The 16,486-nt window shown below is 41.3% G+C and carries 3 protein-coding genes; all 3 read left to right on the forward strand.

The window, feature by feature from the left end; translation table 11 throughout:
- Positions 1–154: 154 nt before the first annotated feature.
- Positions 155–13,363, forward strand: a complete 13,209-nt coding sequence (locus AXK38_03885) for a hypothetical protein (protein ID AMH88442.1) — start codon at positions 155–157, stop codon at positions 13,361–13,363.
- Positions 13,364–13,705: 342 nt separating this feature from the next.
- Positions 13,706–14,659 carry a competence protein CoiA gene (locus AXK38_03890; protein AMH88443.1) on the forward strand — a complete coding sequence of 318 codons (954 nt, stop codon included), beginning with the start codon at positions 13,706–13,708 and terminating at the stop codon, positions 14,657–14,659.
- Positions 14,660–14,677: 18 nt separating this feature from the next.
- Complete coding sequence (locus tag AXK38_03895; GenBank protein AMH88444.1) at positions 14,678–16,480, forward strand: oligopeptidase PepB; 1,803 nt, start codon at positions 14,678–14,680, stop codon at positions 16,478–16,480.
- Positions 16,481–16,486 lie beyond the last annotated feature (6 nt).

Here is a 16,486-nt window from a genome sequence, read left to right on the forward strand (position 1 = left end):
TTCCAAAAAATATATAATTATATCAAATAAGCTCCTATATATATATACGCATAAAATTATAATAGATTAAAAAATATGGAAAATGTTCTATTGAATTTTTATAGTAAAAGAGTATCATATAATATGATAAAATATTTTTTTTGGAGGAAATTAAATGTTTCATAAAGGTAAACACGATCGTGAAAAGCAATTACGTTTTTCTATTCGTAAGGTCAGCTTTGGTGCAGCTAGTGTCGCAGTAGCTGCATTGTTCATGTTTTTAGGAAATGGAGCAGTATCTGCTACAGAGCAAGGAGTGCCTTCAACTAATGGGGAGACTCTAGCACCGCAACCTAAAGATCAGAATATCCAGAATGGAACCTACGAAGGGAATACAGTAGCTAATAGTCCTGCTGCAACAGTAGAGACAAATACTCAACCTTCAACAGTTGAAAATAGTCCTTCTCCAGAATCAGCACCTCAGAAGGTGGAGACTCTAGATAAGAAGGAATTGACAGATTTAATCAAAGAAATTGATGGTAACCTTTCTCAAGGAACATACGCTAGTAAAACAGATGATAGTGTAAATCAATTAAAAACAGCTTTAGATGAAGCAAAATCTGTATTAAATAAAGCAAAAACACAAGCTGAATTATCACAAGCACATGCAAACTTAGTTGTAGCAACAACAAAACTACAAACAAAACCAGAAGATAAAAAAGAAGTAGCAGCAGTAGATACGACAAATGGAAAAGCTACTGTAGGTAAAAAAGCAACAAATACTGAGAAATCTTCAGAATCTAACTCGATTGCAAACTCAGGTTCTAAAGATGAACGTAATGGAAAAGTATTAGATACAAATAATCCATTCCGTACAGATACAACTCCTAGTACGACAGATGATACATCAGCAAATCAAGTATTTGATAATCCAGCAGAAGGTGCCGATGTAAAAACCCTTTCAAATAAGTTGAAATCATTGCCTGAGACGATTCAGAACAATGAAAAAATTCAGAGTATGGATGAACTTGGAAAAGCTAAAAATGTAGATAAAGGAAAAGTTGTTGAAATTGATGAATTTGGGGGATGGAAAGCAATCAATCAACCAGATGGCACTGCAGGGAAATTTGCTATCGCAAGAAAAACGGAAAGCGGTGTTTTTCCAATTGAAACTGTAAATACAGTATATAATGATGGAAAAAAATCATACGATACTTATGTAAGGGAACAAGCTTTCGATAGAACAAAAGAGTATATGTTATTCCTAGGGAAAGTTAGAACTATTGCTAGTGCAAAAGAAGAAACCTTTAATGGACAACCTTATCAGAGAACAGGTTTAGGAGGAAGTGATTCTTTTGGAATTAAGAGTTTTAGTGGGATTGAGAAAACTTTCAAGGCTCATTCACCAGCAACGGGGTCTAAGGTAAAAGTTTCCTTTAAAACAGGATTTACTGGAGATTTAAATGGTACCAAAGCAAAATATTTAGTTGAAGTAGTTTATCGTCAGAATGGTAGTGAAGTAACTGCTTATACATATACTTTTGCGCCACAACCAAGTGGAACTGTAAAAAATAAACAAGGTATAGTAACACCAGCTAAGGATGGAACAGGAAAACTGTTTATAAGAAGTAATTTTAATGACCATAATTTAAATAGAGCTGAAGTAGAGGCGAAAATGGCGGAAGACGCTTATAAGCCAAATGGTCAAGCTGGAACGTTTACAAGTTCAGATATAGATTTACCAGTAGGAGTTACTGAGTATACAGTTCGAATTAAAGTGACAGATACAGAAAGAATGGGTATGGGATACCAGTCTCCATTGAGACATTATGCGTTACCTGTTACAGGAACAGACTTTTCAATTGAACAAGATACAAAAAATGTTGCGAAGGATTTACTACAGAGAATCTATAATAGATTAGTAGAACAAAAATCAGAAGATACTAAGTGGTCTACTCCTGAAACTAAGGGTGCTTATGAAACAAAATTGACAGAGATTAATGCCTTACTTAATTCAGGAATAAATACTACAAGTAATTATAAAGAATCTGCTAAGTCACTTATTGAAAAATATAACTCTTTGAACAATAGAGATACAATTGTTGCAGCAGCGAAAGCGGACTTAGAAAAAGCAGCGCAAGCCGAAAAAGCAGAAATCGCAGCAGATAAGAGCTTAACAGAAGCTGAGCGTAAAGAAAAAGAAACAGCAGTAGATACTAAGAAAGCCGAAGAAGAAGCTAAGATTACAGCAGCCGAAAACGCTGATAAAGTAGCCGAAGCTAAAACAGCAGGTGTAACAGCCATTAAAGGAGTGCACACACCAGGAAACTTAGATACTGTAAAAGAAGCAGCGAAAGCGGACTTAGAAAAAGCAGCGCAAGCCGAAAAAGCAGAAATCGCAGCAGATAAGAGCTTAACAGAAGCTGAGCGTAAAGAAAAAGAAAACGCAGTAGATACTAAGAAAGCAGAAGAAGAAGCTAAGATTACAGCAGCCGAAAACGCTGATAAAGTAGCCGAAGCTAAAACAGCAGGTGAAGCTGCAGTCAAAGCAGTGCACACACCAGGAAACTTAGATACTGTAAAAGAAGCAGCGAAAGCGGACTTAGAAAAAGCAGCGCAAGCCGAAAAAGCAGAAATCGCAGCAGATAAGAGCTTAACAGAAGCTGAGCGTAAAGAAAAAGAAAACGCAGTAGATACTAAGAAAGCAGAAGAAGAAGCTAAGATTACAGCAGCCGAAAACGCTGATAAAGTAGCCGAAGCTAAAACAGCAGGTGAAGCTGCAGTCAAAGCAGTGCACACACCAGGAAACTTAGATACTGTAAAAGAAGCAGCGAAAGCGGACTTAGAAAAAGCAGCGCAAGCCGAAAAAGCAGAAATCGCAGCAGATAAGAGCTTAACAGAAGCTGAGCGTAAAGAAAAAGAAAACGCAGTAGATACTAAGAAAGCAGAAGAAGAAGCTAAGATTACAGCAGCCGAAAACGCTGATAAAGTAGCCGAAGCTAAAACAGCAGGTGAAGCTGCAGTCAAAGCAGTGCACACACCAGGAAACTTAGATACTGTAAAAGAAGCAGCGAAAGCGGACTTAGAAAAAGCAGCGCAAGCCGAAAAAGCAGAAATCGCAGCAGATAAGAGCTTAACAGAAGCTGAGCGTAAAGAAAAAGAAAACGCAGTAGATACTAAGAAAGCAGAAGAAGAAGCTAAGATTACAGCAGCCGAAAACGCTGATAAAGTAGCCGAAGCTAAAACAGCAGGTGAAGCTGCAGTCAAAGCAGTGCACACACCAGGAAACTTAGATACTGTAAAAGAAGCAGCGAAAGCGGACTTAGAAAAAGCAGCGCAAGCCGAAAAAGCAGAAATCGCAGCAGATAAGAGCTTAACAGAAGCTGAGCGTAAAGAAAAAGAAAACGCAGTAGATACTAAGAAAGCAGAAGAAGAAGCTAAGATTACAGCAGCCGAAAACGCTGATAAAGTAGCCGAAGCAAAAACAGCAGGTGTAACAGCCATTAAAGGAGTGCACACACCAGGAAACTTAGATACTGTAAAAGAAGCAGCGAAAGCGGACTTAGAAAAAGCAGCGCAAGCCGAAAAAGCAGAAATCGCAGCAGATAAGAGCTTAACAGAAGCTGAGCGTAAAGAAAAAGAAAACGCAGTAGATACTAAGAAAGCAGAAGAAGAAGCTAAGATTACAGCAGCCGAAAACGCTGATAAAGTAGCCGAAGCAAAAACAGCAGGTGTAACAGCCATTAAAGGAGTGCACACACCAGGAAACTTAGATACTGTAAAAGAAGCAGCGAAAGCGGACTTAGAAAAAGCAGCGCAAGCCGAAAAAGCAGAAATCGCAGCAGATAAGAGCTTAACAGAAGCTGAGCGTAAAGAAAAAGAAAACGCAGTAGATACTAAGAAAGCAGAAGAAGAAGCTAAGATTACAGCAGCCGAAAACGCTGATAAAGTAGCCGAAGCTAAAACAGCAGGTGAAGCTGCAGTCAAAGCAGTGCACACACCAGGAAACTTAGATACTGTAAAAGAAGCAGCGAAAGCGGACTTAGAAAAAGCAGCGCAAGCCGAAAAAGCAGAAATCGCAGCAGATAAGAGCTTAACAGAAGCTGAGCGTAAAGAAAAAGAAACAGCAGTAGATACTAAGAAAGCCGAAGAAGAAGCTAAGATTACAGCAGCCGAAAACGCTGATAAAGTAGCCGAAGCAAAAACAGCAGGTGTCACAGCCATTAAAGGAGTGCACACACCAGGAAACTTAGACACTGTAAAAGAAGCAGCGAAAGCGGACTTAGAAAAAGCAGCGCAAGCCGAAAAAGCAGAAATCGCAGTAGATAAGAGCTTAACAGAAGCTGAGCGTAAAGAAAAAGAAAACGCAGTAGATACTAAGAAAGCAGAAGAAGAAGCTAAGATTACAGAAGCAGAAAACGCTGATAAAGTAGCCGAAGCTAAAACAGCAGGTGAAGCTGCAGTCAAAGCAGTGCACACACCAGGAAACTTAGATACTGTAAAAGAAGCAGCGAAAGCGGACTTAGAAAAAGCAGCGCAAGCCGAAAAAGCAGAAATCGCAGCAGATAAGAGCTTAACAGAAGCTGAGCGTAAAGAAAAAGAAAACGCAGTAGATACTAAGAAAGCCGAAGAAGAAGCTAAGATTACAGCAGCCGAAAACGCTGATAAAGTAGCCGAAGCAAAAACAGCAGGTGTAACAGCCATTAAAGGAGTGCACACACCAGGAAACTTAGATACTGTAAAAGAAGCAGCGAAAGCGGACTTAGAAAAAGCAGCGCAAGCCGAAAAAGCAGAAATCGCAGCAGATAAGAGCTTAACAGAAGCTGAGCGTAAAGAAAAAGAAAACGCAGTAGATACTAAGAAAGCAGAAGAAGAAGCTAAGATTACAGCGGCCGAAAACGCTGATAAAGTAGCCGAAGCAAAAACTGCAGGTGAAACAGCCATTAAAGGCGTGCACACACCAGGAAACTTAGATACTGTAAAAGAAGCAGCGAAAGCGGACTTAGAAAAAGCAGCGCAAGCCGAAAAAGCAGAAATCGCAGCAGATAAGAGCTTAACAGAAGCTGAGCGTAAAGAAAAAGAAACAGCAGTAGATACTAAGAAAGCCGAAGAAGAAGCTAAGATTACAGCAGCCGAAAACGCTGATAAAGTAGCCGAAGCTAAAACAGCAGGTGTAACAGCCATTAAAGGAGTGCACACACCAGGAAACTTAGATACTGTAAAAGAAGCAGCGAAAGCGGACTTAGAAAAAGCAGCGCAAGCCGAAAAAGCAGAAATCGCAGCAGATAAGAGCTTAACAGAAGCTGAGCGTAAAGAAAAAGAAAACGCAGTAGATACTAAGAAAGCAGAAGAAGAAGCTAAGATTACAGCAGCCGAAAACGCTGATAAAGTAGCCGAAGCTAAAACAGCAGGTGAAGCTGCAGTCAAAGCAGTGCACACACCAGGAAACTTAGATACTGTAAAAGAAGCAGCGAAAGCGGACTTAGAAAAAGCAGCGCAAGCCGAAAAAGCAGAAATCGCAGCAGATAAGAGCTTAACAGAAGCTGAGCGTAAAGAAAAAGAAAACGCAGTAGATACTAAGAAAGCAGAAGAAGAAGCTAAGATTACAGCAGCCGAAAACGCTGATAAAGTAGCCGAAGCTAAAACAGCAGGTGAAGCTGCAGTCAAAGCAGTGCACACACCAGGAAACTTAGATACTGTAAAAGAAGCAGCGAAAGCGGACTTAGAAAAAGCAGCGCAAGCCGAAAAAGCAGAAATCGCAGCAGATAAGAGCTTAACAGAAGCTGAGCGTAAAGAAAAAGAAAACGCAGTAGATACTAAGAAAGCAGAAGAAGAAGCTAAGATTACAGCAGCCGAAAACGCTGATAAAGTAGCCGAAGCAAAAACAGCAGGTGTAACAGCCATTAAAGGAGTGCACACACCAGGAAACTTAGATACTGTAAAAGAAGCAGCGAAAGCGGACTTAGAAAAAGCAGCGCAAGCCGAAAAAGCAGAAATCGCAGCAGATAAGAGCTTAACAGAAGCTGAGCGTAAAGAAAAAGAAAACGCAGTAGATACTAAGAAAGCAGAAGAAGAAGCTAAGATTACAGCAGCCGAAAACGCTGATAAAGTAGCCGAAGCAAAAACAGCAGGTGTAACAGCCATTAAAGGAGTGCACACACCAGGAAACTTAGATACTGTAAAAGAAGCAGCGAAAGCGGACTTAGAAAAAGCAGCGCAAGCCGAAAAAGCAGAAATCGCAGCAGATAAGAGCTTAACAGAAGCTGAGCGTAAAGAAAAAGAAAACGCAGTAGATACTAAGAAAGCAGAAGAAGAAGCTAAGATTACAGCAGCCGAAAACGCTGATAAAGTAGCCGAAGCTAAAACAGCAGGTGAAGCTGCAGTCAAAGCAGTGCACACACCAGGAAACTTAGATACTGTAAAAGAAGCAGCGAAAGCGGACTTAGAAAAAGCAGCGCAAGCCGAAAAAGCAGAAATCGCAGCAGATAAGAGCTTAACAGAAGCTGAGCGTAAAGAAAAAGAAACAGCAGTAGATACTAAGAAAGCCGAAGAAGAAGCTAAGATTACAGCAGCCGAAAACGCTGATAAAGTAGCCGAAGCAAAAACAGCAGGTGTCACAGCCATTAAAGGAGTGCACACACCAGGAAACTTAGACACTGTAAAAGAAGCAGCGAAAGCGGACTTAGAAAAAGCAGCGCAAGCCGAAAAAGCAGAAATCGCAGTAGATAAGAGCTTAACAGAAGCTGAGCGTAAAGAAAAAGAAAACGCAGTAGATACTAAGAAAGCAGAAGAAGAAGCTAAGATTACAGAAGCAGAAAACGCTGATAAAGTAGCCGAAGCTAAAACAGCAGGTGAAGCTGCAGTCAAAGCAGTGCACACACCAGGAAACTTAGATACTGTAAAAGAAGCAGCGAAAGCGGACTTAGAAAAAGCAGCGCAAGCCGAAAAAGCAGAAATCGCAGCAGATAAGAGCTTAACAGAAGCTGAGCGTAAAGAAAAAGAAAACGCAGTAGATACTAAGAAAGCCGAAGAAGAAGCTAAGATTACAGCAGCCGAAAACGCTGATAAAGTAGCCGAAGCAAAAACAGCAGGTGTAACAGCCATTAAAGGAGTGCACACACCAGGAAACTTAGATACTGTAAAAGAAGCAGCGAAAGCGGACTTAGAAAAAGCAGCGCAAGCCGAAAAAGCAGAAATCGCAGCAGATAAGAGCTTAACAGAAGCTGAGCGTAAAGAAAAAGAAAACGCAGTAGATACTAAGAAAGCAGAAGAAGAAGCTAAGATTACAGCGGCCGAAAACGCTGATAAAGTAGCCGAAGCAAAAACTGCAGGTGAAACAGCCATTAAAGGCGTGCACACACCAGGAAACTTAGATACTGTAAAAGAAGCAGCGAAAGCGGACTTAGAAAAAGCAGCGCAAGCCGAAAAAGCAGAAATCGCAGCAGATAAGAGCTTAACAGAAGCACAACGTACAGAAAAAGAAAAAGCAGTAGATACTAAGAAAGCAGAAGAAGAAGCTAAGATTACAGCAGCAGAAAACGCTGATAAAGTAGCCGAAGCAAAAACTGCAGGTGAAACAGCCATTAAAGGCGTGCACACACCAGGAAACTTAGATACTGTAAAAGAAGCAGCGAAAGCGGACTTAGAAAAAGCAGCGCAAGCCGAAAAAGCAGAAATCGCAGCAGATAAGAGCTTAACAGAAGCACAACGTACAGAAAAAGAAAAAGCAGTAGATACTAAGAAAGCAGAAGAAGAAGCTAAGATTACAGCAGCAGAAAACGCTGATAAAGTAGCCGAAGCTAAAACAGCAGGTGAAACAGCCATTAAAGGAGTGCACACACCAGGAAACTTAGACACTGTAAAAGAAGCAGCGAAAGCGGACTTAGAAAAAGCAGCGCAAGCCGAAAAAGCAGAAATCGCAGCAGATAAGAGCTTAACAGAAGCTGAGCGTAAAGAAAAAGAAACAGCAGTAGATACTAAGAAAGCCGAAGAAGAAGCTAAGATTACAGCAGCCGAAAACGCTGATAAAGTAGCCGAAGCTAAAACAGCAGGTGAAACAGCCATTAAAGGAGTGCACACACCAGGAAACTTAGACACTGTAAAAGAAGCAGCGAAAGCGGACTTAGAAAAAGCAGCGCAAGCCGAAAAAGCAGAAATCGCAGCAGATAAGAGCTTAACAGAAGCTGAGCGTAAAGAAAAAGAAACAGCAGTAGATACTAAGAAAGCAGAAGAAGAAGCTAAGATTACAGCAGCCGAAAACGCTGATAAAGTAGCCGAAGCTAAAACAGCAGGTGAAACAGCCATTAAAGGAGTGCACACACCAGGAAACTTAGACACTGTAAAAGAAGCAGCGAAAGCGGACTTAGAAAAAGCAGCGCAAGCCGAAAAAGCAGAAATCGCAGCAGATAAGAGCTTAACAGAAGCTGAGCGTAAAGAAAAAGAAACAGCAGTAGATACTAAGAAAGCCGAAGAAGAAGCTAAGATTACAGCAGCCGAAAACGCTGATAAAGTAGCCGAAGCTAAAACAGCAGGTGAAACAGCCATTAAAGGAGTGCACACACCAGGAAACTTAGACACTGTAAAAGAAGCAGCGAAAGCGGACTTAGAAAAAGCAGCGCAAGCCGAAAAAGCAGAAATCGCAGCAGATAAGAGCTTAACAGAAGCTGAGCGTAAAGAAAAAGAAACAGCAGTAGATACTAAGAAAGCCGAAGAAGAAGCTAAGATTACAGCAGCCGAAAACGCTGATAAAGTAGCCGAAGCTAAAACAGCAGGTGAAACAGCCATTAAAGGAGTGCACACACCAGGAAACTTAGACACTGTAAAAGAAGCAGCGAAAGCGGACTTAGAAAAAGCAGCGCAAGCCGAAAAAGCAGAAATCGCAGCAGATAAGAGCTTAACAGAAGCTGAGCGTAAAGAAAAAGAAACAGCAGTAGATACTAAGAAAGCCGAAGAAGAAGCTAAGATTACAGCAGCCGAAAACGCTGATAAAGTAGCCGAAGCTAAAACAGCAGGTGAAACAGCCATTAAAGGAGTGCACACACCAGGAAACTTAGACACTGTAAAAGAAGCAGCGAAAGCGGACTTAGAAAAAGCAGCGCAAGCCGAAAAAGCAGAAATCGCAGCAGATAAGAGCTTAACAGAAGCTGAGCGTAAAGAAAAAGAAACAGCAGTAGATACTAAGAAAGCAGAAGAAGAAGCTAAGATTACAGCAGCAGAAAACGCTGATAAAGTAGCCGAAGCTAAAACAGCAGGTGAAACAGCCATTAAAGGAGTGCACACACCAGGAAACTTAGACACTGTAAAAGAAGCAGCGAAAGCGGACTTAGAAAAAGCAGCGCAAGCCGAAAAAGCAGAAATCGCAGCAGATAAGAGCTTAACAGAAGCTGAGCGTAAAGAAAAAGAAACAGCAGTAGATACTAAGAAAGCAGAAGAAGAAGCTAAGATTACAGCAGCAGAAAACGCTGATAAAGTAGCCGAAGCTAAAACAGCAGGTGAAACAGCCATTAAAGGAGTGCACACACCAGGAAACTTAGACACTGTAAAAGAAGCAGCGAAAGCGGACTTAGAAAAAGCAGCGCAAGCCGAAAAAGCAGAAATCGCAGCAGATAAGAGCTTAACAGAAGCTGAGCGTAAAGAAAAAGAAACAGCAGTAGATACTAAGAAAGCAGAAGAAGAAGCTAAGATTACAGCAGCAGAAAACGCTGATAAAGTAGCCGAAGCTAAAACAGCAGGTGAAACAGCCATTAAAGGAGTGCACACACCAGGAAACTTAGACACTGTAAAAGAAGCAGCGAAAGCGGACTTAGAAAAAGCAGCGCAAGCCGAAAAAGCAGAAATCGCAGCAGATAAGAGCTTAACAGAAGCTGAGCGTAAAGAAAAAGAAACAGCAGTAGATACTAAGAAAGCCGAAGAAGAAGCTAAGATTACAGCAGCCGAAAACGCTGATAAAGTAGCCGAAGCTAAAACAGCAGGTGAAACAGCCATTAAAGGAGTGCACACACCAGGAAACTTAGACACTGTAAAAGAAGCAGCGAAAGCGGACTTAGAAAAAGCAGCGCAAGCCGAAAAAGCAGAAATCGCAGCAGATAAGAGCTTAACAGAAGCTGAGCGTAAAGAAAAAGAAACAGCAGTAGATACTAAGAAAGCAGAAGAAGAAGCTAAGATTACAGCAGCAGAAAACGCTGATAAAGTAGCCGAAGCTAAAACAGCAGGTGAAACAGCCATTAAAGGAGTGCACACACCAGGAAACTTAGACACTGTAAAAGAAGCAGCGAAAGCGGACTTAGAAAAAGCAGCGCAAGCCGAAAAAGCAGAAATCGCAGCAGATAAGAGCTTAACAGAAGCTGAGCGTAAAGAAAAAGAAACAGCAGTAGATACTAAGAAAGCCGAAGAAGAAGCTAAGATTACAGCAGCCGAAAACGCTGATAAAGTAGCCGAAGCTAAAACAGCAGGTGAAACAGCCATTAAAGGAGTGCACACACCAGGAAACTTAGACACTGTAAAAGAAGCAGCGAAAGCGGACTTAGAAAAAGCAGCGCAAGCCGAAAAAGCAGAAATCGCAGCAGATAAGAGCTTAACAGAAGCTGAGCGTAAAGAAAAAGAAACAGCAGTAGATACTAAGAAAGCCGAAGAAGAAGCTAAGATTACAGCAGCCGAAAACGCTGATAAAGTAGCCGAAGCTAAAACAGCAGGTGAAGCTGCAGTCAAAGCAGTACATGACAATGGTGACTTAGAAGCAAATAAAGAGAAAGCCCTAGAAGCCATCCAAACAGCGTCAGAAACTAAGATTGCGTCAATTGATAAGAATTCTAAATTGTCAGACGATGAAAAAGCAGCAGCTAAAGCCGAAGTAGCGAAAGCCGCTATCGCAGCCGTAAATGCTATCAATGAAGCGAAAGATCAAGATGGTGTAGACGGTGCTCAAACTACAGGAGTTAAAGCAATTAACGCAGTAACTCCAGTAGGCAAAGAGAAAGCCCTAGAAGCCATCCAAACAGCGTCAGAAACTAAGATTGCGTCAATTGATAAGAATTCTAAATTGTCAGACGATGAAAAAGCAGCAGCTAAAGCCGAAGTAGCGAAAGCCGCTATCGCAGCCGTAAATGCTATCAATGAAGCGAAAGATCAAGATGGTGTAGACGGTGCTCAAACTACAGGAGTTAAAGCCATTGAAGCAGTAACTCCAGTAGGCAAAGAGAAAGCCCTAGAAGCCATCCAAACAGCGTCAGAAACTAAGATTGCGTCAATTGATAAGAATGCTAAATTGTCAGACGATGAAAAAGCAGCAGCTAAAGCCGAAGTAGCGAAAGCCGCTATCGCAGCCGTAAATGCTATCAATGAAGCGAAAGATCAAGCAGGAGTAGACAGTGCTCAAACTACAGGAGTTAAAGTAATTAACGCAGTAACTCCAGTAGGCAAAGAGAAAGCCCTAGAAGCCATCCAAACAGCGTCAGAAACTAAGATTGCGTCAATTGATAAGAATTCTAAATTGTCAGACGATGAAAAAGCAGCAGCTAAAGCCGAAGTAGCGAAAGCCGCTATCGCAGCCGTAAATGCTATCAATGAAGCGAAAGATCAAGCAGGAGTAGACAGTGCTCAAACTACAGGAGTTAAAGCAATTAACGCAGTAACTCCAGTAGGTAAAGAGAAAGCCCTAGAAGCAATCCAAACAGCGTCAGAAGCTAAGATTGCGTCAATTGATAAGAATGCTAAATTGTCAGACGATGAAAAAGTAGCAGCTAAAGCCGAAGTAGCGAAAGTTGCCATCGCAGCCGTAAATGCTATCAATGAAGCGAAAGATCAAGCAGGAGTAGACAGTGCTCAAACTACAGGAGTTAAAGCAATTAACGCAGTAACTCCAGTAGGTAAAGAGAAAGCCCTAGAAGCAATCCAAACAGCGTCAGAAGCTAAAATTGCGTCAATTGATAAGAATGCTAAATTGTCAGACGATGAAAAAGCAGCAGCTAAAGCCGAAGTAGCGAAAGCCGCTATCGCAGCCGTAAATGCTATCAATGAAGCGAAAGATCAAGCAGGAGTAGACAGTGCTCAAACTACAGGAGTTAAAGCAATTAACGCAGTAACTCCAGTAGGTAAAGAGAAAGCCCTAGAAGCAATCCAAACAGCGTCAGAAGCTAAGATTGCGTCAATTGATAAGAATGCTAAATTGTCAGACGATGAAAAAGCAGCAGCTAAAGCCGAAGTAGCGAAAGCTGCCATCGCAGCCGTAAATGCTATCAATGAAGCGAAAGATCAAGATGGTGTAGACGGTGCTCAAACTACAGGAGTTAAAGCCATTGAAGCAGTAACTCCAGTAGGCAAAGAGAAAGCCCTAGAAGCCATCCAAACAGCGTCAGAAACTAAGATTGCGTCAATTGATAAGAATTCTAAATTGTCAGACGATGAAAAAGCAGCAGCTAAAGCCGAAGTAGCGAAAGCCGCTATCGCAGCCGTAAATGCTATCAATGAAGCGAAAGATCAAGATGGTGTAGATGGCGCTCAAACTACAGGAGTTAAAGCCATTGAAGCAGTAACTCCAGTAGGTAAAAGTATCACGGATGGCGAAGGCAACTTGATTACCCCACCAACTGTAGAAGTTCCAGCTTATACAGAACCAGTAGGAACAAGTAGTACGGATGGCGAAGGCAACTTGATTACCCCACCAACTGTAGAAGTCCCAGCCTATACAGATCCAGTCGGCACAAGTAGTACGGATGGCGAAGGCAACTTGATTACCCCACCAACTGTAGAAGCCCCAGCCTATACAGATTCAGTCGGCACAAGCAGTACGGATGGCGAAGGCAACTTGATTACCCCACCAACTGTAGAAGTTCCAGCCTATACAGATCCAGTAGGTACAACCAGTACAGCTGGCGAAGGCAACTTGATTACCCCACCAACTGTAGAAGTCCCAGCCTATACAGATCCAGTCGGCACAAGTAGTACGGATGGCGAAGGCAACTTGATTACCCCACCAACTGTAGAAGTCCCAGCCTATACAGATCCAGTCGGCACAAGTAGTACGGATGGCGAAGGCAACTTGATTACCCCACCAACTGTAGAAGTCCCAGCCTATACAGATTCAGTAGGCACAAGCAGTACAGATGGTGAAGGCAATGTTATTATTCCACCAACAGCAGAAGTCCCATCCTATACAGGTAGTGTGAATGGTATTTCAGAAGAAATGCCAGCTCAGCCACATAAGGACGGCAGTGCTAATGAAATGTCAGATAGAACTCCAATATCTGAAACTACAATAAATAAAGATCGACAACTTCCAAACACAGGTACAGCAGACTCTACAGTAACTATGGTAGCAGCTGCAGCAAGTGCAGTACTTGGACTTAGTCTTGCAGGCCGTCGTCGTAAAGAAGATGAAGAAGTATAATTTATATATGAATTAATCTAATTTTTTAGTACAATTTATATTTGATTTTATAGCTTATATAGAATTTCTTAAAAAATCTCCTAGTAGTCCATTGATTGCTAGGAGATTTTGGTTCTTTGTCAATTATATAGAGTATTGAAACTGGAATAGTAGGACATGACTTCTGAAGCATTGTTAGCAATTAATTTGACTTTCCTAATCTCTTTGTTCACATCTTATTTCAATATACTATAATTCCCCAATCAATTTGCTTATATTTTATTTCAATTTACTATACTTCTCTTCTATAATGAAAAATGCGATTATTAATTTTTACGAATAATATAGAAAAGGAGGGAAATCATGTTTGTTGCGAGAGATGCTAGGGGAGAGTTGGTAAATGTGTTAGAGGATAAGCTTGAGAAGCAGGCATACACCTGCCCAGCTTGTGGAGGTCAGCTCCGTTTGCGGCAAGGACCAAGTGTCCGAACCCATTTTGCCCATAACTCTTTAAAAGACTGTAATTATTCCTCTGAAAATGAAAGTCCAGAACACCTGTCCAATAAGGAATCCCTCTATCACTGGTTGAAAAAAGAGGCAGATGTACAATTAGAGTACCCGATTCCAGATCTTAAACAGATTGCGGATGTGTTTGTAAATGGTAGTCTAGCTTTAGAAGTCCAGTGTAGTCCCTTACCACAAAAACTTCTTAAAGAGCGCAGTGAGGGCTATCGTAGTCAGGGTTACCAAGTACTGTGGTTGCTGGGAGAAAAACTTTGGCTCAAGGAGCGATTGACTCGTCTACAACAAGCTTTTCTTTATTTCAGTCAAAATATGGGCTTTTATGTTTGGGAAGTAGACAAGGGAAAACAGGTTTTAAGGCTTAAATATCTCATTTACCAGGATCTCCGCGGTAAACTCTATTATCAGATCAAGGAATTTCCCTATGGTCAAGCTAGTTTATTGGAAATATTGCGTCTTCCCTATAAGAAACAAAAAATATCTCATTTTACAGTTTCTCAGGACAAGGACATTTCTCGCTATATTCGGCAACAGCTTTACTATCAAAATCCCTTTTGGATGAAAGAACAAGCAGAAGCCTATCAAAAGGGGGAAAATCTCCTGACTTATGGGCTAAAAGAATGGTATCCACAAATTCGACCATTAGTAGGTGAGTTTTGCCAAATTGAGAAGGACTTAACCAGCTATTATCAGTATTTTCAAACCTATTACCAAGAAAATCCTCAAAATGATTGGCAAAAGCTTTATCCACCAGCCTTTTATCAGCAATATTTCTTGAAAAATATGGTAGAATAGAAAGGATGGAGGAATCTAATGGTATTACAAAGAAATGAAATAAATGAAAAAGATACATGGGATCTATCAACGATCTACCCAACTGACCAGGCTTGGGAAGAAGCCTTAAAAGATTTAACAGAACAATTGGAGACAGTAGCCCAGTATGAAGGCCATCTCTTGGATAGTGCGGATAACCTACTAGAAATCACTGAATTTTCTCTTGAGATGGAACGCCAAATGGAGAAGCTTTACGTTTATGCACATATGAAGAATGACCAAGACACACGTGAAGCCAAGTACCAAGAGTACTATGCTAAGGCCATGACACTCTACAGCCAGCTAGACCAAGCCTTTTCATTCTATGAACCTGAATTTATGGAAATTAGTGAAAAGCAGTATGCTGACTTTTTAGAGGCTCAACCAAAATTGCAGGTTTATCAACACTATTTTGATAAGCTTTTGCAAGGCAAGGATCACGTTCTTTCACAACGTGAAGAAGAATTATTAGCTGGAGCTGGAGAAATCTTTGGTTCGGCAAGTGAAACCTTTGCGATTTTAGATAATGCAGATATCGTCTTTCCATTTGTTAAAGATGAAGATGGTAATGAAGTACAATTATCACATGGCGTTTATATGCGCTTGATGGAGTCTAAAAATCGTGAGGTACGCCGTGGTGCCTATCAAGCCCTTTATGCGACTTATGAACAATTCCAACATACCTATGCCAAAACCTTGCAAACAAATGTTAAGGTTCAAAACTACCGTGCCAAGGTTCGTCACTACAAGAGTGCTCGTCATGCAGCCCTAGCAGCGAATTTTGTTCCAGAGAGTGTTTATGACAATTTGGTAGCAGCAGTTCGCAAGCACTTGCCACTCTTGCATCGTTACCTTGAGCTTCGTTCAAAAATCTTGGGGATTTCAGACCTCAAGATGTACGATGTCTACACACCACTTTCATCTGTTGAATACAGTTTTACTTACCAAGAAGCCTTGAAAAAGGCAGAAGATGCCTTGGCAGTCTTGGGTGAGGATTACTTGAGCCGTGTTAAACGTGCCTTCAGTGAGCGTTGGATTGATGTTTACGAAAATCAAGGCAAGCGTTCAGGGGCCTACTCTGGTGGTTCTTACGATACCAATGCCTTTATGCTTCTTAACTGGCAGGACAATCTAGACAATCTCTTTACTCTTGTTCATGAAACAGGTCACAGTATGCATTCAAGCTATACTCGTGAAACGCAGCCTTATGTTTACGGAGATTATTCTATCTTCTTGGCTGAGATTGCCTCAACTACCAATGAGAATATCTTGACGGAGAAATTGTTGGAAGAAGTGGAAGACGACGCAACGCGCTTTGCTATTCTTAATAACTTCTTGGACGGTTTCCGTGGAACAGTTTTCCGACAAACTCAATTTGCTGAGTTTGAACACGCCATCCACCAAGCGGATCAAAATGGGGAAGTCTTGACAAGTGATTTCCTAAATAAACTCTATGCAGACTTGAACCAAGAGTATTATGGTTTGAGCAAGGAAGATAATCCTGAAATCCAATACGAGTGGGCACGTATTCCACACTTCTACTATAACTACTATGTATACCAATATTCAACAGGTTTTGCAGCAGCCTCAGCTTTGGCTGAAAAAATTGTTCATGGTAGTCAGGAAGACCGTGACCGTTATATTGATTATCTCAAGGCTGGTAAGTCTGACTACCCACTTAATGTCATGAGAAAAGCTGGTGTTGATATGGAGAAGGAAGACTACCTCAACGATGCCTTTGCAGTCTTTGAACGCCGTTTAAATGAGTTTGAAGCCCTTGTTGAAAAATTGGGATTGGCATAAGATGGT

Origin of the sequence: Streptococcus mitis (assembly GCA_001560895.1) — a bacterium.
GTDB lineage: Bacteria > Bacillota > Bacilli > Lactobacillales > Streptococcaceae > Streptococcus > Streptococcus mitis_Q.

Coding starts and splice junctions, on each gene's coding strand:
- AXK38_03885 (AMH88442.1), top strand. CDS start 155: ATGTTTCATAAAGGTAAACACGATCGTGAAAAGCAATTACGTTTTTCT.
- AXK38_03890 (AMH88443.1), top strand. CDS start 13,706: ATGTTTGTTGCGAGAGATGCTAGGGGAGAGTTGGTAAATGTGTTAGAG.
- AXK38_03895 (AMH88444.1), top strand. CDS start 14,678: ATGGTATTACAAAGAAATGAAATAAATGAAAAAGATACATGGGATCTA.